The organism is Pseudarthrobacter sp. 10T415 (assembly GCF_056394175.1).
Map to the genome: position 1 here is coordinate 98,931 of NZ_JBFTHJ010000006.1, position 20,413 is coordinate 119,343.

The 20,413-nt window shown below is 66.8% G+C and carries 18 protein-coding genes; 10 read left to right on the forward strand and 8 right to left on the reverse strand.

Features of this window, described 5'->3' with window-relative positions:
• Positions 1 to 9: 9 nt before the first annotated feature.
• Both AC1DBN_RS10505 and recR read left to right on the forward strand, forming a co-directional pair.
• Positions 10 to 3,732: a DNA polymerase III subunit gamma and tau gene (locus tag AC1DBN_RS10505; RefSeq protein ID WP_477723146.1), complete on the forward strand. Its 3,723-nt coding sequence runs from the start codon at positions 10 to 12 to the stop codon at positions 3,730 to 3,732.
• Positions 3,733 to 3,805: 73 nt separating this feature from the next.
• Positions 3,806 to 4,405 (forward strand): recombination mediator RecR, encoded by a 600-nt coding sequence (gene recR / locus AC1DBN_RS10510; protein ID WP_091718033.1) that lies wholly within the window; start codon positions 3,806 to 3,808, stop codon positions 4,403 to 4,405.
• A gap of 50 nt (positions 4,406 to 4,455) precedes the next feature.
• On the opposite strand, the gene AC1DBN_RS10515 is transcribed toward recR, so the two are convergent.
• The 3 genes from AC1DBN_RS10515 to AC1DBN_RS10525 form a co-directional block, all read right to left on the reverse strand.
• On the reverse strand, positions 4,456 to 5,571 hold the full coding sequence (locus tag AC1DBN_RS10515) for a hypothetical protein (protein ID WP_477723147.1): 1,116 nt from the start codon (positions 5,569 to 5,571) through the stop codon (positions 4,456 to 4,458).
• A gap of 175 nt (positions 5,572 to 5,746) precedes the next feature.
• Positions 5,747 to 6,880 carry an ABC transporter permease gene (locus AC1DBN_RS10520; RefSeq protein ID WP_091718031.1) on the reverse strand — a complete coding sequence of 378 codons (1,134 nt, stop codon included), beginning with the start codon at positions 6,878 to 6,880 and terminating at the stop codon, positions 5,747 to 5,749.
• Positions 6,877 to 7,836 carry an ABC transporter ATP-binding protein gene (locus tag AC1DBN_RS10525; RefSeq protein ID WP_091718029.1) on the reverse strand — a complete coding sequence of 320 codons (960 nt, stop codon included), beginning with the start codon at positions 7,834 to 7,836 and terminating at the stop codon, positions 6,877 to 6,879. Before AC1DBN_RS10525 ends, AC1DBN_RS10520 begins: the two co-directional genes overlap by 4 nt.
• 207 nt (positions 7,837 to 8,043) lie before the next feature.
• Between AC1DBN_RS10525 and AC1DBN_RS10530 the strand changes: the two genes are divergently transcribed.
• A complete protein-coding gene (locus tag AC1DBN_RS10530) occupies positions 8,044 to 9,402 on the forward strand; it encodes an aspartate kinase (RefSeq protein ID WP_091718027.1) in 1,359 nt (452 codons plus the stop codon).
• Positions 9,403 to 9,504: 102 nt separating this feature from the next.
• Here AC1DBN_RS10530 and AC1DBN_RS10535 read toward each other — a convergent pair whose 3' ends face one another.
• Both AC1DBN_RS10535 and AC1DBN_RS10540 read right to left on the reverse strand, forming a co-directional pair.
• On the reverse strand, positions 9,505 to 9,720 hold the full coding sequence (locus tag AC1DBN_RS10535) for a hypothetical protein (protein ID WP_091718025.1): 216 nt from the start codon (positions 9,718 to 9,720) through the stop codon (positions 9,505 to 9,507).
• Positions 9,721 to 9,886: 166 nt separating this feature from the next.
• Positions 9,887 to 10,129 carry a hypothetical protein gene (locus AC1DBN_RS10540; protein ID WP_015935909.1) on the reverse strand — a complete coding sequence of 81 codons (243 nt, stop codon included), beginning with the start codon at positions 10,127 to 10,129 and terminating at the stop codon, positions 9,887 to 9,889.
• A 76-nt stretch (positions 10,130 to 10,205) separates the two neighbouring features.
• Here AC1DBN_RS10540 and AC1DBN_RS10545 point away from each other — a divergent pair, with 76 nt between their 5' ends.
• From AC1DBN_RS10545 to AC1DBN_RS10560, 4 genes are all read left to right on the forward strand, one after another.
• Positions 10,206 to 10,673 carry a MarR family winged helix-turn-helix transcriptional regulator gene (locus AC1DBN_RS10545; RefSeq protein WP_091718023.1) on the forward strand — a complete coding sequence of 156 codons (468 nt, stop codon included), beginning with the start codon at positions 10,206 to 10,208 and terminating at the stop codon, positions 10,671 to 10,673.
• A gap of 101 nt (positions 10,674 to 10,774) precedes the next feature.
• Complete coding sequence (locus tag AC1DBN_RS10550; RefSeq protein ID WP_091718021.1) at positions 10,775 to 11,356, forward strand: SSI family serine proteinase inhibitor; 582 nt, start codon at positions 10,775 to 10,777, stop codon at positions 11,354 to 11,356.
• Complete coding sequence (locus AC1DBN_RS10555) at positions 11,343 to 12,305, forward strand: 3-methyladenine DNA glycosylase (RefSeq protein ID WP_091718019.1); 963 nt, start codon at positions 11,343 to 11,345, stop codon at positions 12,303 to 12,305. Before AC1DBN_RS10550 ends, AC1DBN_RS10555 begins: the two co-directional genes overlap by 14 nt.
• The gene (locus AC1DBN_RS10560; RefSeq protein WP_091718017.1) at positions 12,283 to 12,660 is read left to right on the forward strand and encodes a serine protease inhibitor; all 378 of its coding nucleotides are present in this window, start codon (positions 12,283 to 12,285) and stop codon (positions 12,658 to 12,660) included. Before AC1DBN_RS10555 ends, AC1DBN_RS10560 begins: the two co-directional genes overlap by 23 nt.
• 108 nt (positions 12,661 to 12,768) lie before the next feature.
• On the opposite strand, the gene AC1DBN_RS10565 is transcribed toward AC1DBN_RS10560, so the two are convergent.
• A complete protein-coding gene (locus AC1DBN_RS10565) occupies positions 12,769 to 16,098 on the reverse strand; it encodes a S8 family serine peptidase (RefSeq protein ID WP_477723148.1) in 3,330 nt (1,109 codons plus the stop codon).
• A gap of 114 nt (positions 16,099 to 16,212) precedes the next feature.
• A complete protein-coding gene (locus tag AC1DBN_RS10570; RefSeq protein WP_091718013.1) occupies positions 16,213 to 16,398 on the reverse strand; it encodes a hypothetical protein in 186 nt (61 codons plus the stop codon).
• A gap of 267 nt (positions 16,399 to 16,665) precedes the next feature.
• Here AC1DBN_RS10570 and purS point away from each other — a divergent pair, with 267 nt between their 5' ends.
• The 3 genes from purS to purL are packed head-to-tail and all read left to right on the forward strand — an operon-like array spanning position 16,666 to position 20,010.
• Positions 16,666 to 16,917 carry a phosphoribosylformylglycinamidine synthase subunit PurS gene (gene purS, locus AC1DBN_RS10575; protein ID WP_015935902.1) on the forward strand — a complete coding sequence of 84 codons (252 nt, stop codon included), beginning with the start codon at positions 16,666 to 16,668 and terminating at the stop codon, positions 16,915 to 16,917.
• A 1-nt stretch (position 16,918) separates the two neighbouring features.
• Positions 16,919 to 17,704 carry a phosphoribosylformylglycinamidine synthase subunit PurQ gene (gene purQ / locus AC1DBN_RS10580; RefSeq protein ID WP_091718010.1) on the forward strand — a complete coding sequence of 262 codons (786 nt, stop codon included), beginning with the start codon at positions 16,919 to 16,921 and terminating at the stop codon, positions 17,702 to 17,704.
• Positions 17,701 to 20,010, forward strand: coding sequence for a phosphoribosylformylglycinamidine synthase subunit PurL (gene purL / locus AC1DBN_RS10585; RefSeq protein WP_477723149.1), 2,310 nt, complete (start codon positions 17,701 to 17,703; stop codon positions 20,008 to 20,010). Before purQ ends, purL begins: the two co-directional genes overlap by 4 nt.
• A 103-nt stretch (positions 20,011 to 20,113) precedes the next feature.
• Here purL and AC1DBN_RS10590 read toward each other — a convergent pair whose 3' ends face one another.
• Positions 20,114 to 20,407 carry a DUF503 domain-containing protein gene (locus AC1DBN_RS10590; protein WP_091718005.1) on the reverse strand — a complete coding sequence of 98 codons (294 nt, stop codon included), beginning with the start codon at positions 20,405 to 20,407 and terminating at the stop codon, positions 20,114 to 20,116.
• Positions 20,408 to 20,413: the final 6 nt, after the last annotated feature.

A 20,413-nucleotide genomic window follows, 5' to 3' on the forward strand; every position in this document is an offset into this window, starting at 1 on the left:
GGCGGCAGGATGTCGGCCCGGATTGGTAGGGTTTTTCCTGTGACAGTTACTACCGCTCTCTACCGCAGATACCGTCCCGATTCGTTCGCAGACGTTATCGGGCAGGAGCATGTCACCGGACCACTGATGACGGCTTTGCGCAAGAACCGCGTCAACCATGCCTACCTGTTTTCCGGCCCCAGGGGCTGCGGCAAAACCACCTCCGCCCGCATCCTGGCCCGCTGCCTGAACTGTGCCGAGGGCCCCACCGACACCCCCTGCGGCGTGTGCCCCAGCTGTGTTGAACTGGCCCGCGGCGGCTCCGGCTCCCTCGATGTGATCGAGATTGACGCGGCCAGCCACGGCGGTGTGGATGATGCCCGCGACCTCCGTGAACGCGCCACCTACGCCCCGGTCCGCGACCGCTACAAGATCTTCATCATCGACGAAGCGCACATGGTCACCTCGGCCGGCTTCAACGCCCTGCTGAAAATCGTCGAAGAGCCGCCGGAACACATCAAGTTCATCTTCGCCACCACGGAACCGGACAAGGTCATTGGCACCATCCGCTCCCGCACTCACCACTACCCATTCCGGCTGGTTCCGCCCGAGCCGCTGATGGCTTACCTTGAGCTGCTGTGCAACCAGGAGAACGTCCCGGTTGCCCCCGGTGTCCTGTCCCTGGTGATCCGCGCCGGCGGCGGTTCCGTCCGTGACTCCCTGTCCGTCCTGGACCAGCTCATGGCGGGCGCAGGTCCGAACGGGCTCGACTACGAACTCGCGGTTGCGCTGCTCGGCTACACGCACGCTTCCCTCCTGGACGATGTTGTGGAGGCCGTTGCCGCCTCGGACGCAGCCACCGTTTTCCGCGCGGTGGACCGCGTCATCCAAACCGGGCATGACCCGCGGCGCTTCGTTGAGGACCTGCTGGAGCGTTTCCGCGACCTGATCATCGTCCAGGCCATGCCGGAGAGCGCCCAGGTCATCCTGCGCGGGATGCCCGCGGACCAGATCGCCCGGCTGCAGAACCAGGCCCACAACCTTGGCGCAGCGGAGCTGTCCCGCGCTGCCGATGTCACCAACACGGCGCTGACCGAGATGACAGGTGCCACGTCTCCGCGGCTGCACCTGGAACTGCTCTGCGCCCGGATCCTATTGCCAAGTTCGGAACAGAATGAACGCGGCATTGCTGCGCGCATCGACCGCGTCGAGCGGCGGCTGAACTACTCCGGGAACGACGCCGGTGCTGCCACCGGCCAGGGTGCCAGCGCCGCGCTGGGTGCCGGCTCGGCACCACACGCCCCTGCAGCTACCCGGATTCCGGCGGCAACGCAGGCTGGCGCTGCCGGCGGCGGCCAGGCATCCGAGACCCACGCTCCCGCGGCCCAGTCCCACACAGCCCAGTCCCCCGCCGCTCAGGCCGCAGCTGGCCATGTTCCCGCTGAGCAGGCTCATACGGGCCAGGCTCAGGCACCGCAGGCCCCTTCAGCGCATGACCCTGCAGCCGGGACTCCGGAGGAGACTCCCAAGGCCCCCATCGCGTCGGCCCAGCCGCAGGCTGGCCCAGATGCACCTTCCCTCCCTGCACCAGGGGAATCTGCGCCCAGGACAACTCAAGGCGCTCCGGGTCCAGGGACCGCGGACGGCCGCCCGCCGCTGACGCCCCCGCGAGTGAGCACCAACGACTGGCCCGTGGATCAGCCTGGCAACGAACGCCAACCGGGCAGCAGCACCTCTCCGGTCCAGTCTGCTGCAGGCCGCCCGGCGCCCGCGTCAGGACCTGCCGCTGCGGTGCAGGGCGCTCCGGAGCAGGCTCAGCCCGCTGCGTCCTCCGCAACACAGGACGCATCCGCCCCGGCAGGTTCAGCTCACACGTCGCACGGTCGCGGCGACGCCACTGCTGGCGCCGGCAGCACTGACAATGCCGGACAGAACGCGCCACGCGTTACTGCGGCCCCTGGTGGCCCGGCAGGCATGGGCGATGTTGAAGTCCTTCGCCGTGCGTGGCCAGACGTGCTGCAGACCCTGTCCAAAATCAAGCGCAGCACTTGGGCACTGGTGGAACCGAACGCCCAGGTCAGCGCCTTCGATGGCAGCGTCCTCACGCTTGCTTTCGCAACGTCCGGTCTCGCCGGTGCCTTCGGGCGGGCGGACCACTCCGACAACCTCCGCCAGGCGATCCACAAAACGGTGGGCATCGACTGCCAGATCAATGCAGTGGCGGCCGGCGCAGGCCAAGCGAGCGCTGAACCAAACCCAAAAGCACCCGCCAGCCAGGTAGCTACGGCCAATGAGGTACCCACGGCCAATCAGGTCGCTCCCGCCAACCAGGTAGCTACCGCGAGCCAGGCGGCTCCGGCCAGCCAAGTAGCACCGGCCAGCTCAGCTGACGTTGCCTGGGGCCTCGCCCCGGCGCCCACACCAGCACCAGCACCAGCGGTTGAACCTGCCGATGCCGGAGGGCGTCCAGGCCACAGCGCGCAATCCTCGCAGCCAACCCGCACCGGTTCCTCCGCTGTGCCCGCGGGGACCGGCGCAGCGCAGGCGGCCGAACGCGCAGAAGCAGTCCCCACGCCGCCAGCGTCGCAGGACCAGGCACAGGGTGCGCGGGCCGATGCCCCGGCACCGGGCATCCACGCAGCCGGCAGCCACGCCCCAGGTAATCACGGCGCCGCCGGCAACCCCAGCGGGCCCGCACCGTCCGGCGCAGGCACAGCCGGGAGCGCCCCGGCACGTTCTGCCGTCAACAGTCCCGCCGGCTCCGCCGCACCTTCAGGTACCAGCGCCGCCGCCGGAGGGGACCCCTATGCGGCCCTTGCAGGCGACTACTCCTACTCAGACGACGACTGGGGACCGCCGAGGGACGAGGACGCTCCCCCGCTGGAAGAAGAACCTCCCATGGACTGGGCTCCCTCGCCCTCAAGGGGAAGCAAACCAGCGCCAGCACCGGCCCGCGCGCCCACCCCAACACCGGGGTCCTCACCGGCGCCCGCGTCTTCACAGGCACCAGCGGCATCCCCCGTCGTGGAAGCCCCACAGCGGGCTTCAGGCACAGCAGACGGCGCCCACGACCCCTGGACCCGGGCTGTGGAACAGGCACCCGGCGTCTGGGTTGTGGGGACGGAAAGCAACGTGGGAGCCCCTCCCGTCGCAAGCGGGGCCAGTGCGGAACTGGACAACCCGTCCAGGCCAGCAGGTGTCACGGCTGTGACCAGCACCCCGCACTACGAGCCCGCCACGGCCCAGGTCCCACCGTCCATCCCTGTTACTCCCGCCGCCGGACCGGTCCGCACCACCGTGCCAGCGGAAGCACCGTTGGCACCCGTCGCGGCCACAACGCCTTCAGCAGCACCGTCGGCACCAGTGGCAGCCACAACACCGGCACCAGCGCCGCCGGCACCGGCCAGCCCGGAACCGCAGCAGGCCCGCGAGTACGCCATGGCATCCTCCGCACCGGCATCCGCACCTTCGCCAGCCCTTGCCACCGCCCCGGCGTCTGCCGCTGCCGCCGCGACACGCCAAAGCCTCTACCAAAGGCTTTCCAACAGCCCGGAAGCCGAAGCCGGACGTGCCAAGGCCCCCGCACGGGCGGCCGCCGCAGCGGCCACTTATGTGCAGGACATTCCCAGCGCGGACGACGAAACCATCGAGGAGTCGGGCGTCTTCGGACGCGCTGCCGTGGAACGTATTCTGGGCGGAAAGCTGATCGAAGAACGCTCGCCGGACGGCAGCCCCCTGGCTCCGCGCTACTGACGGCGGCCAGTCCGCCAACGGGGCGGCCACGCCATGACCTGCAAAACAACCAAACCAAGCTAAAGAGGGAATTGTGTACGAAGGTGCGGTCCAGGAGCTTATCGACGAGCTCGGACGCCTTCCGGGAGTCGGTCCCAAGTCGGCGCAGCGGCTGGCATTCCACATCCTTGAAGCAGATCCACAGGACATGAAGCGGCTGGTGGAAGCCATCACCACGGTCAAGGACCGGGTCAAGTTCTGCACGGTCTGCGGCAACGTCACGGAGCAGGAGCTCTGCAACATCTGCCGCGACCCGCGCCGCGATCCCGCCATCATCTGCGTGGTGGAGGAGTCCAAGGATGTCCTCGCGGTGGAACGTACGCGCTCGTTCCGCGGGCGGTACCACGTGCTGGGCGGAGCCATCAATCCGATTGCCGGCGTCGGCCCCGAACAGCTGCGGATCCGTGAGCTGCTCACCCGGCTGAACGACGGCGCCATCCAGGAAGTCATCATCGCCACCGACCCCAACCTGGAGGGCGAGGCTACAGCCACCTACCTGGCGAGGATGCTCAAAACCATCGGGATTGCTGTCACCAGGTTGGCCTCCGGGCTGCCCGTCGGCGGCGACCTGGAGTACGCGGACGAGGTCACGCTGGGCCGCGCGTTCGAGGGCCGGCGGAACGCCCTGAGCTAACCCCGGGCCCGGGGCAAGGACATAACGGCAAGTGCAGAGCGCCGGAACTGTCAGGCAGGCGGACGACGGCGGGACGCCGCCACGTGCGCGCCACCCAGCAAGGCGCCGGTCAAGCCAGCCTGCAGCAGGAGGCCAGCCGCTGCGAGGGGCGTTCGCGGCGAATCCGTGCTCCTCGGTTCCCCGTTGACGCACGGAACCCTGGGGCCGTCGGCCGCGGCCTGCAGTTCCGCAGAAAGCCAGCCGGGCAGTTCCTGCCCCGGCCCCGGTTCACCGGCCAGCATCGTCAACACCACAATGGGGCTCACAGCCGGCAGCCACATGATCCGCTCCGTCCGGTAAACCTCGACGGTTCCGGCCGGGATCTGCGAGCACTCGTAGGCAACGGGAGTCCCGTCTGCGGCCCGGTGAACGTTCAGCGCCACAGTAACGGGTTCTTCGGAGCGGACAGCAGGCACCAGCAGGGCGCCGGCAACCAGGGTCCCCGCCACGAGGAACAGGCCGAGCACCCAACCCGCCACCCTTGCCAGGACAGGGCCACGCACCAGGGCGGCCATCGCAACACCCATGGCACCGAACAGGGTCCCTTCCACGACCGCCAGTCCTGACGAGGTGACAGCGACGGATCCGGGGCCACCGGAAGCCATTGCCTGGATGAGAAGACTGACCAGCACCACCACTGCGAACACCAGGCCCTGCAGTGCGGTGGCCAGGACGGCTGCAAGATAGCCCGGATGAGGCTCTCCGGTCGAGGCTCGCCGCAGCTGGCAGGCCATGCCCCAGTGCATCCCCACCAGGGCCGCCGCAGCCGGAAGCAGCGAGGACGCAAGGACGTAGATCAGCAGCGCAGCGGGAACCAAGCCGGACTGGTCGCCTTCCGCGGGGGCCGACACCCACACCAGGCCTGCGGCGACGGCCCACGTCGCACACGCTGCGCCCACGGCAACGGCCCAGAAGCGAAGCGAAGCAATACTGCCCCGCCAAGCCACGACTGCCGAAAGCACCGCCGCCCGCAACGCGGGACCGGCCGGACGCCCGCCGTCGTCGTCATCAGTCCCTGCGTCCGGGAACCCGGAAGAGTCCGCGCCCGGAGGGGAAGTGTCCCGGCCGATCGGCTCAAAGAATGGCTCCGGCGCGGGACCTTCGGAAGGTTGCCGCTGATTGGGCATGCCGGGTCCGCCTTCCCTGGACAGGCCCCAGCCCCGGAAGCGGCCGGCGATTGCCGGCCAGCTGCGTTACAACTGGTTCAATCGTGGGATACCGGCGCCGGGCTGTCCAGATCCCGTCAGGCCGAACCCTCGAAAGGTCCCGCCCGGCGGGTTCGGGTTCAGCCTGCCGGCCTGCTCAGGCGATGCGGGTCCCGCGGGCGAGCTTGCGGGCGGGCGTCCGGAGCGAACGCCAGCCGAGCCACATCAGGAGCCCGGACAGCACGAGCTGGAGGCCGAGGCCGGCAGGCCACAGCGGGGTCTTTTGCCCCAGGTATGTGGGCTGGACCTTGCCGTTGACGCACGGCGTGGTCCCTTCCGGCCCGGCCATGGCTTGGCGGGCCGCCTGGCTGATGCCTTCGATCGCGCCGATGGACGTGAAGTTTTGCCGCTCCGTTCTGTCCGGGTACGGAATGGCGTCCGCCACCACCACGAAGGGGTTCATGGCAAGCGTCCAGGCCACCCGCTCGGTATGCAGGGCGGACTGTTCTCGAAGAGGTCCGGAACAGGTGTATCCGGCGTCCACGGGCTCTGACTGCAGCGGCGCGTAGGCACGGTACTGCGGATTGTTGGCCATTACTGTGCCTTGGGTCAGCCCGGTGCCCAGCCCGAAGGAGATGAGGGTGCCAACCACCAGGCCGGCCACCGCCAGGTAGGTCACCACGATGGAAAACAAGGGGCGCCCGGCCAGCGCGGAAATCCCGACGCCGATGGCGCAGACAATGCCCACCTCAACGGCGAGCATCACCAGCGATACCAGTATGTAGGCGGGAGTCAGGCCGCCCAGCGCTACGCCAATTACCAGGAACGGGGTACTGGCCACCAGGAACGCCAGGGCCGCCGCCCAGGCGGCGAAAAATTTGCCCCAGAGGATCTGGCCCGGTTCCAGCAGCGTGACCTGGAGGATGGCCAAGGTGCCGCCCGCCCGGTCACCGTTCACGGCGTTGGCAGACAGTGCCGGCGCCACCAGCAGCGCGAACAGCAGGACGAACGCCAGCACCACTTCAAAGATCAGCGAACCCGGCCCGGTGGATCGTGTTCCGGATACGCCACCGAAGTCGCGCTGGAAGGCATTCGAGGCGCTCCAGCTTGCCCAGGTCAGCCACGTCACCAGTCCGGTCAGGGCGAACCAGATGGCCAGCATGATGTACCAGCCGCGGGACCGGAGCCGCTGCTTCAGCTCCAGGGCCACCACATGCCCGATTCCGGCCATGTAGGGGCCGGGCGTTCCGCGGCGGGCGGCTCCTTCCCGGTTTTCCGTCATGCTGCTCATCGCCGTTCCCCTTCGAGGTTCATGTAGGTCTCCTCCAACGCGCCGACGGCCGGGGCAAAGGAACGGATTCCGACGCCGGCGAGCACCAGGTCCCGCAGGAGCCGCTCCGCCCCGACCTCGTTGTGCAGAACGAGGCTGACGCCCGGCCGGCGGCCTTCCTCGCGGCGGAATTCGAGTCCCAGCCGCTCCAGTTCCGCGGCGAGCGCAGCTGTGTCGGCCGCCGTGATCGCATAACGGCGGCCAGCCGCGACCGCTTCCTCGGTGGTTTGCTGCCGGACCGTGCGTCCGTTGTTGACGAACACCGCACCGTCCGCGATCTCATCCAGTTCGCTGAGCACGTGCGAGGACACCACGACGGCTTTTCCTTCGGCGGCGAGTTGCCGGAGTGTGGTCCGCAGCTCAACGCGGGACCCCGGATCCAGGCCTGATGCAGGCTCGTCCAGGAGCAGCACCGACGGATCGTGGATGAGTGCGCGCGCCAGGCTCAGCCGCTGCTGCTGCCCGCGGGACAGGACCCGGGCGGGCTGGTCGGCGAGGTCTGCCAGCCGGACACGCTCCAGCATGTCGGTGACCCGCGCGGCGATCCCGGACGCTGGTAGCCGGTAGAACCGGGCCATCTGGGTCAGGATCTCCCGGGCCGTCAGCGATTCCCACACCCCCAGGGTGTCCGGCATCCAGCCCAACCGGCTCCGGACCTCCGCGCGGTTCCGGACAGGGTCCAGCCCGCCAACAGTGATGGTGCCCTGGTCCGGGGCCAGCAGCGAGGCCAGCATGAGGAGCAGGGTGGTCTTTCCTGCACCATTGGGGCCGATGAGTGCCGTGACCATGCCCGCCGGGGCGTGGAAGTCCATATGGTCCACCGCGCGGACGGCGCCAAAGCTGCGGCTTACCCCCCGGGCCGTGATTCCGTCGTCGGGAACCTGCTGCCCGCCGGACTGTTCCGAAATTATTGCCATAGTGTGCGCACCTGTCCCCCCACAGTGTTGCTGCATGCTGATCCTCCGAGCGTACGCCAGCGGCCATACCCGGGTTGTCGTCCTCCGGGCTGAGATTCGGTCACAATTCAGCGGCGCGGTACGGGCGGCGATAAACTGTCGGAGGATGCCGGGCCGCCCCGCTGCCTGGCTTCCGAAAATCCCATTGATCCGATGAAGGTATGCGCCATGAGTACGCCCACTACCGAAGTGCACAACGCGACGCAGCCGCAGGGCCTGCAGGCCGGCGGTGCGGTAACCAAACAACTCATCGTGCAGAAGTTCGGCGGGTCCTCCGTTGCCGACGCTGACGGCATTAAGCGTGTGGCCGCCAGGGTGGTAAACGCCCAGCAGGCCGGCAACGAGGTTGTTGTGGTGGTCTCCGCCATGGGCGACACCACCGACGAACTCCTGGACCTCGCCGCCCAGGTCACCGACTCCGCCCCGGCCCGCGAGATGGACATGCTGCTCTCCGCCGGCGAACGTATTTCCATGGCCCTGCTGGCCATGGCCATCAACAAACTCGGCGCGTCTGCGCAGTCGTTTACGGGGTCGCAGGCCGGCATGATTACCGATGGCATCCACGGCAAGGCCCGCATCATCGATGTTGACCCCCACCGCATCCGCACCGCGCTGGACAAGGAAAATATCGCCATTGTGGCCGGTTTCCAGGGCATGAGCCGAAGCACCAACGAGATCACCACCCTGGGCCGCGGCGGCTCGGACACCACAGCGGTGGCCCTGGCTGCGGCACTGGAAGCTGACGTCTGCGAGATCTACACGGATGTGGATGGCATCTACACGGCCGATCCCCGGGTGGTCCCGTCCGCCCAGAAGATCGACACCATTTCCAGCGAGGAGATGTTGGAGCTCGCGGCGTCCGGCGCCAAGATCCTGCACCTCCGGTGCGTCGAGTATGCCCGCCGGTTCGGCGTGCCCCTGCACGTCCGTTCCTCATTCAGCCAGCACGAAGGCACCTGGGTCATCCCCAGCGCCGAAGACAAGATCACCACTCAAGAGGGAGTTGCCTTGGAGCAGCCAATCATCTCCGGCGTTGCGCACGACCGCTCGGAAGCCAAGGTCACCGTTGTGGGCGTTCCGGACATCCCGGGCAAGGCCGCGGCCATCTTCCAGGTCATCGCCGACGCCCATTCCAACATCGACATGATCGTCCAGAACGTGTCCACCCACGGAACCGGCAAGACCGACATCTCGTTCACGCTGCCCATCATTGAGGGCGCCGATGCCCTTGCCGCCCTGCACGCCGCGCAGGACTTGATCGGCTTCGAAACCATCGAGTACAACGAGAAGATCGGCAAGCTCTCCCTGATCGGAGCCGGCATGCGGTCCCACCCGGGCGTCTCGGCCACCTTCTTTAAGGCATTGTCCGACGCCGGCATCAACATCAACATGATCTCCACCTCGGAAATCAGGATTTCCGTAGTCACCCATGCAGACCTGCTGGATGAGGCCGTGCGCGTCATCCACAATGCGTTCGAGCTGGACAGCGACAACGAAGCCACCGTGTATGGCGGCACCGGCCGCTGACCGCCGCCGGCAGACAAAAAGCCGGGCCGCCTTCCATTGATTCATGGAAGGCGGCCCGGCTTTTTTCATGCTGTGCGGCCCGGGACCTGTCTACGGAAGGGTTCAGCTTTCCCGTTCCAGGTCTTCCAGCCGGACGGCGTAGTGGTGGCCTGTTGAGTCGGTTTCCACCACGAAGTGCGAAAGGTCCTCCTCCGAGGCCTGCTCGAAGTCATCGTGCCTGTGGATCACCGGAGTATCGGCATCGAGCCGGGTCGCTGGACCGAAGAAGAAGCGGAGCCGGTCCGTCATGCTCATAAATCCGCTGAGTACGTGTGCCACTGTTTTCCACCCCCTTCCCCGGTGCGAGGAAATGAGCCATTGGCTCCACCCGGGAGCCGGTGCCCCTCATTTTACGCCGGGAAGGTGCAAAAAGCTCCGGACCATCGGGCGTCACCTCACGGCGGGGCGCGGCGGCCGATTGGCTAGTGACGGAACCGCAGGCCCGTCAGCGCAGGGATTTGTCGCCCGGATCCTTTGGCACCACGTAGGTGCTTCCGTCCGGCCGGGTGATGGTTTCCCATTGCTGGCTTTCAGCCTCGCGCTGAGCGAGCAGCCGACGGTTTTCCTCGGTCATGGCGTGGCCGAGGGCGGAGCGGTTGGCCGGCCCGAAGACTGCCCGCAATTTGCCGGTGGCCCGCATGAACCGCTGGGAAGCGTTACCCCTGTCTTCAGTGTTGCGCCTGGCCATGAACTTTCCTTCCATCTGACATTCTGCCTACCAAAAGTGTACGCTAATTATTAGTGCACTAACAGTTGGAGGACCAATGACCACCGCAGCCGCCCCGGACACCCGTGAAGACGACCTGCTCCTGGAGCACCAGTTGTGCTTCGCCCTGACCGTGGCTTCCCGCAGCGTCGTAGGCGCCTACAAGCCCGTCCTCGAAAAACTGAACCTGACACACCCGCAGTACCTCGTCATGCTCGCGCTCTGGGAAACAAGTCCCCGCACCGTCAGGAACATCAGCGAAGCCCTGGCCCAGGAACCCGCCACCATTTCACCGCTGCTGCGCCGCCTTGAAGCCGCTGGATACATCACCCGGCAACGCGCTGACGGGAACGAACGTGCGCTGTCGGTGGAACTCACGCCGAAGGGAGCCGCCCTCCGGCAGGAGGCGCTCAAGGTTCCCGGCACCATGATGGACAGGCTGGGACTGACCCGCGGGCAGGTCACCGAACTGCACGCCAGCATGATGGCGCTCATCGCCGCCACATCCGGCAGCACGGAGTCATAGGCAGCGCAGCACACTCCCCTCCAGCGCACAGGCCCGGATCAGCGCAGCCCGCGGGACAACCCGGGGAAGTTAGAATCGAGGCATGAATGAGGCGTCGGACCATGCGTAACGTGCGGCTTCACCTAGCGGCCCTTGCCGTCACCGCGGGGCTGCTCTCCGCCTGCACCGGTGGCCCGGACGGCGGCAACCCGCCGTCCACGTCCCCGGCTCCGTCGCCAACCTCCTCCGCCACGTCTTCGGCAACCGCGCCCCCGTCAACAGCCACTCCGTCCCCGGACACCGAAACGTCAGTTCCGGCCCCGCCGCCCGCTTCCCCGTCCGCGCTGCCTGCCGGGCCTGGCCAGGGCAATGCCGAACTTGCCATCACTGTCATTCCGGCTGAAGGCCAAGCCGCAGTCAACTACACGCTGGTGTGCGAAGCCGGAGTGCCGGCAGGCGAAAGCAGCCACCCGACGGCCGACGCCGCCTGCGCCGCCCTCAAACGGAATTCGGCCCTGCTGAACCCGGCGCCCCGCACGGCCCAGGCCTGCACCCAGCAATATGGCGGACCGGAAAAGGCGACCGTGAGCGGAGTGGTTGACGGAACCGCCGTCGAAGCATCCTTCGCCCGCACGGACGGTTGCGAGATCAGCGCCTGGGACGCCGCGAAAGACATACTGGGAGGCGCCGGTGGAGCAACTTAAGCTCCTTGCGGCCAACGAGTGGCGGGCGAGGGAAGAGGCCCACCAGCTGCGCGTCGGCCGCTACGCGGATCCCTATTTGGAGCGGAGGTCCGCCGGACGGAAACATCCGGTGGAGGACTTCCTCTTCACCTACTACACGCAAAAACCGGGTCAGCTTCGCCGCTGGCACCCGGGCGCCGGAACCGTCCTCGCGGGCAGCGCGGGCGAGGCCCGGCGCGGTTGGAAGCACTACCGGGTGCTCGACGACGGCGAACTGGCTGCGCTCGGCCTGCCTGCGGGAAGCACGGCGGTCACCTTCGACCGGGCCGCCTTCCTGGCCGACCGTGCGGACGCGGTGGCCTTCGCGGAGATCATCCTGCGCGGAACCGCGGCAAGGCCTGCCCAGTTCGGCTGCTTTGGCCTGCACGAATGGGCCATGGTGTACCGCCAGGACAAGTTCGATCTGCGCCACGAATACCTGAAACTGCGCCTGGGTTCGGAGGGAACCGACCAGGTGGTGGAGGATAACCGCATCCGCTGCACCCACTTTGATGCGTTCCGCTTCTATACTCCTGATGCGTTGCCGCTCAATGAGCACCTGCCTACCCGGGACTCCCAACGGCACATGGAACAGCCCGGCTGCCTGCATGCCAACATGGACCTCTACAAGTGGGCCTACAAGCTGCTTCCGGCACTTCCGAGCGAGCTGGTCATGGACTGCTTCGAGCTCTCCTGGCGGATCCGCGCCATGGATATGCAGGCCTCCCCCTACGACCTCGCCGGCTGGGGCTACCCGCCCATCCGGATTGAGACCACCGATGGAAAGGCCGACTACGTTGCCCGGCAGCGTGGCTTTGCCCAGGAAGCCGCAATACTCCGGGGCCGGCTGGCAGCGTCTTTGGCGGAGGCCACAGGCGAGACCACCAGGTCCGCGAAAGGAGAAGTCCATGGAGAACAAGGCGCAGCCTGACCCCGGATCCGTCCACCTGGTCATCAACCTCAGCGAAACGCCTGACGGCCCGCACCATAAATTCACCCTGCAGGCCAGCCACGGCAAGGTGTCCCCCGGCTCGACCGTACCGGACCCGCAGGCCGCCCTCGACGCTGTCCTGAAACACGGACCTGCGATCTTCTTCCCGGAACCCGGGCCGCCGCGCCTGTGTACCCAGCAGTATGGCGGGCCCCAGCAGGCCGTCGTCACGGGGACGTTCCAGGGCAGGCGTGTTCACACCACGCTGACCCTGACCGATGGTTGCGAGATTTCCCGGTGGCGGGCCCTTGCTCCACTGCTGGGCGGAACTGCCGGAGCCGCCGGCACCACCTAGGCGGACGGTTGCCCGGCCCAAGACAGGGATGGCCGGCGGATCGCAGTCGATCCGCCGGCCATCAGTTGTCCGGTTATTCAGGCTCCGGGCCTCTTGGGAGGCTGGCGCCTAGATTCCCAGGTTGGAGCTCCCCGATTCGTCCTGGAACTCCTTCTTCTTCTTTTCCTTCTTGACCTTGTCCTTCTTGTCCTTCTTGCCCGGGTCCGTCTGCTCGTCATCCGGGACCACGGCACCGGCACCCGGGGTTACCACCACCGAGACAAAGGTGGGGGTGGCACCGCCCGAGTAGTTGACCCTGCCAATGTAGGAGCCCGGTTCAAGGTTCTGCCACGACAACGTCACGTCACCGGCAGTGCCGTTCGCCAGCCGAAGCGGGTTCGGGCTGACCGAGGCGTTGCCCATGTTGGCGCCCAGGACGGCAGCATCCAACGATGCCTTGGTGGGCTGGCCGTTAGGGCTGGCGTAGAGGTTGGCGAACATTGTGTACACGCCGGCCTTGGGATTGGTGACGGACACCGATTCGCTGGCGGACACCGTCTGGGAGGCGAGCTGCTTCCCATCCGGGGTGAACACCAGGAGATCGAAGTCGGCGTTCTCGTCAGAGGAGAAGACGGAGAACTTGGCCAGCGGCGAACCCGCCGCCACCGTTACCTGCTTCATGGCGTTGGAGGTGTTGTTCGCCAGGGCCAGCGGCCCGGGGACCAGTTCCACGGCAGTTGAATCCGCCTTGGACAGGCCGTCCACCGTCATGCTGACCGGTGCGTTGGTTCCGGACACCACGGGAATCTTCCCCTGGCCGGTACCGCCCACTGAGCTGAAGGCGGCATTCGCCGGCGCCACTACGGACTGCGGACGGACCGCTACCGGTGAAGCGACATTCTTGCCGGCACCCTGCCAGACCAGGCTGCCCATGGCGAACTGGCCCGTGGGGGCGGAGGCATTTTCGAACTTGACCTTGAACGTCCGCTTTTCGCCCACCGCGCTGAAGTTCAGGATCGAGGGGGTCACGGTGACCTTGACGCCCGGCACGTTCACCTGGGCGCGGTACAGGCCGGGGGTCAGCGCGGTCACCGTGCGGGTGACCTCAGTCCTGCCGGTCAGTGAGCCCAGCGCAAACGAGGCCACATTCATGTCGCGCGGCGCGGTGGTTCCCAGATCCGGGATGCCCAGGTCCAGTCCGGTTCCCTGGATGAACTTCAGGTAGTCGGTCTCGTTGGCGTCGTACACCAGGCCCGGGTCCAGGACCTTGGCAACGGACACCTGGCCTGCGCCGGTGGCGAAGACATCTGTGTTGCGGCTGCCGTCCGCGTTCTTGACGTCCGTAGCGGTGGTCATCATGGCTGACTTGACCGTGGCGGGAGACCAGGTGGGGTTCTTGCCCAGGACCAGCGCACCGAAGCCTGCCACGTGCGGGGCGGCCATCGATGTGCCGGACATCATGCCGAACTGGGCGCCGGCTTCACCGATGGGAGAGACACCGGCCAGCACGGCGACGCCGGGAGCGGCGACGTCCGGCTTCAGCAGGTCGGAGTCGGTGGCCAGCAGCGGGCCTCGTGAGGAGAATCCGGCGATCTGCGGCTGGGGCTCCTGCGGCAGGCCGGTGGTGTCTTTGTTCACCAGCGCGGCTTTGATGGCGGGGTTGGCCGCCAGCTTGTCCTTGATCTGCTGCGTTGCCGGCGGATTCACGTGGACAGTGGGTACGGCGTGCTGGTCCACGTCCTCGGAGGACGGGGTGACGTTGACGAGGATCATGCCGACGCCGCCGGTGCGCTTGACCTCGGCACTCTTGGCAACGCGGTCAACAACTCCCCTGTCACAGACAACGATTTTGCCGGCCACCTTGGCGGGGTCCAGTGTGTTCGGTCCGCAGAGTTCGGGGCTTGCGGCTCCTGCTGCTGCAGCCGATGCTGCGAGGACCAGCGGGCTGGCCGGGACGTTGTTGGCCATCAGGCTGGCACCGCGGTACTTGCTGCCGTCCTCGAATTCAACAGTTCCCTGCAGCTCGGTGGAGAAGGACGAGGCAGCGACAGTGGTGAGCCATGGTGCGCCGTGGTTCACGGTGCTGGCCGTGGGGCCGCTGTTGCCTGCGGAGGCGGAAACGAAGACTCCGGCTGAGGCTGCGGAGAGGAACGCCAAAGCAACTGGGTCCGTGGTGGTGGAGGTGCTGCCCGAAATGGAGTAGTTCAGGACATCCACGCCGTCCAGGATCGCCTGGTTGATGGCGGCCACCGATGCGGAGCTGTAGCAGCCGCCGGTGTTGGGGTCGGTGTCTTCCCAGCAGACCTTGTAGATGGAGAGTTTGGCCGCCGGAGCGACGCCGCCTGTGATGCCCATGTCGCGGCCGCCAAGGTTGGCCCTGACGTTCGCGTTTCCGGCTGCGGTGCTGGCGGTGTGGGTGCCGTGGCTTCCGACGTCAACGGGAGAGAGCACTTCCTCGGGGGCACGGTTGGCCTCCGGGACGTACTTCTTGAAGTCGTCGGCGAAGTAGCGGGCGCTGAGGACCTTGGAGTTGCAGGCACTGCCGTCGAAAGCTGCCCCGGTGCCTTCGCCTTTTTGGCATTCGCCCACGAACGTGTCGCCGTCGGACTTCAACATGGCGATCTTGCCGTCTGCTGTCCGGTAGGGCACGCCCACCTCGGGGTTTCCGGCCAGCGGCTTGACGTCGGTTCCGGCGAATAAAGGGCTGGAGGGGGTGTAGCCGGAGTCGATGACTCCCACCACAACGCCCTTGCCGGCGTTCTCCGTGCCACCGAAGGATGTATTCCAGATGCCTTGCGGGCCGGAGAGCTGAAGGAAATCGGTGGTGGAGTAGTCCGGCGCGTTCTCGGTATCCGGCGCCACCATGAGGACCTTCGGATCCTTGGCCAGCTTCAGCGCCTGGTCGGCGGAGAGATCCGCGGCGAAGCCATTGATGGCGGCGGTGAAGTTGCGTTTGATCTGGACGCTTTCGTCCTTGGCGATCTCGCGCTGTTGCGTTTCGAGATGCTGCTGGTAGCGCTGCACCTCGGGCCGCCCGGCGTCGAGCTTCTTTCCGCTCTGGGGTTTCGTAGCGCTCAGGTCGCCGGTGCCGCCTGCATAGGTGGCTGCGGGCTTCTCCGCCAGTACCACGATGTACCGGCCGGCTTGGTAGTCCTTGGGATCAAGGTTCTTCTGCTGGACCGACGGAACCTGCCCCGTGGCGGGGGCTGCCGTGGCTGGCACGGCTGCCACTGAACCAAGAAGCAGCGGAATCCCCACGGAGAACGCTGCAGCCCTCCGGAACCCGCCGCCCCTTGCAGGGCTCTTTCCTGTTAATTTCACGTGCACCCTTTCACGATGAACCGGCCTGTCAGGATTAGAGGGCCGGAAACGACCGGCTTGGTACAGGGAATTACAGGTTTTGTAATTCGATAAGACCAGCCGGTTCACAGAGTACAGACTGATAGCCGAATATGACATAGGGCACATACGGCGAATTTTCGCCAGTCATATACAGCGCTGGCGGGGACCCTGACGGGCAGCCCGGGAAGCCCTGCGCGTCAGGGGCAGGGCGCGGGAATCCGCGGCAGGACGCTACTGCCGGGGGGTCCGGACCACGTCGCTGATCCATTGCCGGGTCTTCTCGTCCACCGGTCCGGCCGTGCGGGTTTCCCGGGCACGGCGGTCGGCTTTGATCTTCTGGAAGACCATCCGGCCCAGGCCGGCAAATACGGCTGCGGCCATCACTGGCAAAAGGACGGACTTCGAATTCTCTGCCATCCCGTCATCCTAGTGAAGGGTCCGTTTCAACTCCATAGCGGGATTGGCCGGAAGCGCCGGATTCCGCTTTTGCGGGCCCCACCGTGACGTGGATCTACCGAATACAGGGTGGGGCCGCCGGGCCGGTAGAATGATAAGGCAAGCTCGCGGAGCGCCCGTCCACAAAGTCTGGAACACTGCCTTACAGTGTGCCCCCAACACCGGTACGGCGTGAGACGGCACCACTCCGCTGCGCCCTTACCCAAGCTCACGCACAGGAGTTGCCGGATGCCCCGGATCGTTGTTGACGTCATGCCCAAGCCCGAGATTCTTGACCCCCAGGGAAAGGCGATCGTCGGCGCTCTTCCCCGCCTCGGCTTCACCAGCTTCAGCTCTGTCCGCCAGGGCAAGCGCTTCGAACTGACCGTGGACGGCGAGGTGACGGAGGAGATCCTGGCCCAGGCCCGCGACGCCGCCGAAACCCTCCTGTCCAACCCCGTGATCGAGGACGTCGTCAACGTCGAGGTCGTCGAGGCCTGAGATGACTGAACTTCCCCTGATCGGCGAGGCCATCGCCGTCGCGGCGGAGCCGCGCCTCGCCGGCGCCCGGATCGGCGTCGTTACCTTCCCCGGCACCCTTGATGACCGGGATGCCGCCCGCGCCGTGCGCCTGGCCGGTGCCACCGCCGTCGAACTCTGGCACGGCGACACCGAACTCGGTGACGTGGACGCCGTCGTCATCCCCGGCGGGTTCTCCTACGGTGACTACCTCCGTGCCGGCGCCATTGCCCGTTTCGCGCCGCTGATGTCCAAGATCATCGACGCCGCCAACAGTGACGCCAAGCTGCCTGTCCTGGGCATCTGCAACGGCTTCCAGATCCTCACGGAATCGCACCTGCTGCCGGGTTCGATGATCAAGAACGATCACCTGAAGTTCCTGTGCCGCGACCAGATCCTGCGCGTCGAGAACAGCAACACTGCCTGGACCCTGGACTACGAAGCGGGCCAGGAAATCACCATCCCTCTGAAGAACCAGGATGGCCAGTACATCGCGGACGACAAGACCCTGGACGCCCTCGAGGCCGAGGGCCGCGTCGTCTTCCGTTACGTGGGCTTCAACCCGAACGGTTCGCGCCGCGACATCGCCGGCATCTCCAATGCAGCCGGCAACGTGGTGGGCCTCATGCCGCACCCCGAGCACGCCGTGGAACCGGGCTTTGGCCCCGAGACTGCGTTGTCCGGCTCCGCCGGTGTCGGCGGGTCCGACACAGACGGACTCGGTTTCTTCACCTCCGTACTGACCAAGATTGTGGGAGGCGACAAGTGACCACCGAAACCACCAAGAAGTTCAACATCGACACGGTGGAGAACGCCGGCAAGACTCCGAAGACGGACCTGCCGTGGGCCGAGCTTGGCCTGAAGCGGAACGAGTTCGACGAAATCGTCAAGGTCCTGGGCCGCCGCCCCACCGGCGCCGAACTGGCCATGTATTCCGTCATGTGGAGCGAGCACTGCTCCTACAAGTCCTCCAAGAACCACCTGCGCCAGTTCGGCGAAAAGGTCACCGAGGAAATGAAGAAGGACATGCTGGTGGGCATCGGCGAGAACGCCGGCGTCACCAACCTGGGGGACGGCTGGGCCGTGACCTTCAAGATCGAATCGCACAACTCGCCGTCGTTCGTTGAGCCTTACCAGGGCGCGGCAACCGGCATTGGCGGCATTGTCCGCGACATCATCTCCATGGGCGCACGCCCCGTTGCCGTCATGGACCCGCTGCGCTTCGGCGCCATCGACCACCCGGACACCGCCCGCGTAATGCACGGCGCCGTGGCGGGCATCGGCGGCTACGGCAACTCGCTGGGCCTGCCGAACATCGGCGGCGAGATGGTGTTCGACTCCGTCTACCAGGGCAACCCGCTGGTCAACGCCCTTGCCGTTGGCGTCATGCGCCACGAGGACATCCGGCTTGCCAACGCCTCGGGCAAGGGCAACAAGGTGGTCCTGTTCGGTGCACGCACCGGCGGCGACGGAATCGGCGGCGCTTCCGTGCTGGCTTCCGAATCCTTTGATGACACCAAGCCGTCCAAGCGCCCCGCCGTCCAGGTGGGCGACCCGTTCGCCGAAAAGGTGCTCATCGAGTGCTGCCTTGAGCTGTTCAAGGGCTCCCTGGTGGAGGGCATCCAGGACCTCGGCGCGGCAGGCATCTCCTGCGCCACGTCCGAGCTCGCCTCCAACGGCGACGGCGGCATGCAGGTTGAGCTGACCTCCGTCCTGCTGCGCGACCCCACGCTGACCCCGGGCGAGATCCTGATGTCCGAGTCCCAGGAACGCATGATGGCCGTTGTGACGCCGGAGAACGTGGAAGCGTTCGAGGCCGTCATGGACAAGTGGGCCGTGGAGTACTCCTGGCTGGGCGAGGTCACCGACACCGGCCGCCTGATCATCACCTGGGAAGGCGACGTGATTGTCGATGTCGATCCCCGCACCGTGGCGCACGACGGCCCGGTCTACGACCGCCCGTTTGCCCGCCCGGAGTGGCAGGATTCGATCCAGGCAGACACCTTCACCGGCTCTGTTCAGGATGCCGGCCGCCCCGCTGCACCCGCCGAGCTGGCCAAGGCTGTGACGGAACTCGTGGCCTCGCCGAACATGTGCTCGAAGTCCTGGATCACCAACCAGTACGACCGGTACGTGGGCGGCAACACCTCCATGGCGTTCCCGGACGACGCCGGCGTGGTCCGCGTTGACGAGGAAACCGGCCTGGGTGTTGCCCTGGCCACCGACGCCAACGGCCGCTACACCTACCTCGATCCCTACCACGGTGCACAGCTGGCCCTGGCCGAGGCGTACCGGAACGTTGCCACCGCAGGTGCCATCCCCATGGCCGTCAGCGACTGCCTGAACTTCGGCTCCCCCGAGGACCCGGATGTCATGTGGCAGCTGGCCGAAGCGATCCGCGGCCTGTCCGACGCCTGCCAGGTGCTCGGCATCCCCGTCACCGGCGGCAACGTCTCGCTGTACAACCAGACGGGCACCACGCCCATCCACCCCTCCCCCGTGGTGGCGGTCCTGGGCAAGCTCGACGACGTTGCCCGCCGCACGCCGTCGGGCTGGCGTGAGGATGGCCAGGCGATCTACCTGCTGGGCACTACCGCTGCCGAGCTGGACGGCTCTGAGTGGGCCAACATGCGCGGCCACCTGGGCGGCCAGCCGCCGAAGGTGGACCTTGAGACCGAGCGCGCACTGGGTGAGATCCTGATCAACGCCTCCCGCGACGGCATGATCGACGCCGCACACGACCTCTCCGAGGGCGGCCTGGCCGCCGTGCTGGTGGAGTCCTCGCTGCGCTACGGCGTCGGCGCGCGGATTGCGCTGCAGGATGTCATGGACCGCGATGGCGTGGACCTGTTCACGGCACTGTTCTCCGAATCCCAGGGACGTGCCGTGGTGGGCGTTCCCCGCTCGGAGGAAGTGCGCTTCACGGACATGTGCACCGCCCGCGGCTTCGCGCACACCCGCATCGGCGTGGTGGACGCTGCCAGCGGCGCCCTGGAAATCAACGGCGTGGAGAGCCTGTCCCTCGACGCCCTCCGCGAAGCCCACGAAGGGACGCTGCCGAAGTACTTCGGCTGATCCCTTCCCCTTCGATTGCTCCGTAATTGCCCTTTTGAGCCCTCAAAACGGCGGTTACGGAGCAATCGTTTTTAATCTCCCCTCCGCCAGCCATTGCGCCCGCTTAATCCTCGCTGTGCAGGTCCCGGCGGCGGGCGCTGAGCAGCTCGATTTCGGGGCGGCCCGCCACGAAGCGTTCGACGGCGTCGAGCACCTCCACGAGGTGCGCGCGGTCGGCTGCCACCAGGCCGGCGCCCACCCTGGTGCGGCGGTACTGGTCGTGGTCCCCCACCTCGGCCACGGACACGTCGAAGCGACGCTTTAGTTCAGCAAGGAGCGGCCTGATAACGGACCGTTTCTCCTTGAGGCTTTGGACGTCGCCCAGGAGGATGTCGAACTCGATCCAGCCGACCCACATGGCCGC

Bases quoted from the DNA above. Each gene is read 5' to 3' on its own strand.
- AC1DBN_RS10505 (WP_477723146.1), top strand. From the start codon at position 10: ATGTCGGCCCGGATTGGTAGGGTTTTTCCTGTGACAGTTACTACCGCT.
- AC1DBN_RS10515 (WP_477723147.1), bottom strand. From the start codon at position 5,571: ATGCCCAATCAGCGGCAACCTTCCGAAGGTCCCGCGCCGGAGCCATTC.
- AC1DBN_RS10520 (WP_091718031.1), bottom strand. From the start codon at position 6,880: ATGAGCAGCATGACGGAAAACCGGGAAGGAGCCGCCCGCCGCGGAACG.
- AC1DBN_RS10525 (WP_091718029.1), bottom strand. From the start codon at position 7,836: ATGGCAATAATTTCGGAACAGTCCGGCGGGCAGCAGGTTCCCGACGAC.
- AC1DBN_RS10530 (WP_091718027.1), top strand. From the start codon at position 8,044: ATGAGTACGCCCACTACCGAAGTGCACAACGCGACGCAGCCGCAGGGC.
- AC1DBN_RS10540 (WP_015935909.1), bottom strand. From the start codon at position 10,129: ATGGCCAGGCGCAACACTGAAGACAGGGGTAACGCTTCCCAGCGGTTC.
- AC1DBN_RS10545 (WP_091718023.1), top strand. From the start codon at position 10,206: ATGACCACCGCAGCCGCCCCGGACACCCGTGAAGACGACCTGCTCCTG.
- AC1DBN_RS10550 (WP_091718021.1), top strand. From the start codon at position 10,775: ATGCGTAACGTGCGGCTTCACCTAGCGGCCCTTGCCGTCACCGCGGGG.
- AC1DBN_RS10560 (WP_091718017.1), top strand. From the start codon at position 12,283: ATGGAGAACAAGGCGCAGCCTGACCCCGGATCCGTCCACCTGGTCATC.
- AC1DBN_RS10565 (WP_477723148.1), bottom strand. From the start codon at position 16,098: ATGTCATATTCGGCTATCAGTCTGTACTCTGTGAACCGGCTGGTCTTA.
- AC1DBN_RS10570 (WP_091718013.1), bottom strand. From the start codon at position 16,398: ATGGCAGAGAATTCGAAGTCCGTCCTTTTGCCAGTGATGGCCGCAGCC.
- purS (WP_015935902.1), top strand. From the start codon at position 16,666: ATGCCCCGGATCGTTGTTGACGTCATGCCCAAGCCCGAGATTCTTGAC.
- purQ (WP_091718010.1), top strand. From the start codon at position 16,919: ATGACTGAACTTCCCCTGATCGGCGAGGCCATCGCCGTCGCGGCGGAG.
- AC1DBN_RS10590 (WP_091718005.1), bottom strand. From the start codon at position 20,407: ATGTGGGTCGGCTGGATCGAGTTCGACATCCTCCTGGGCGACGTCCAA.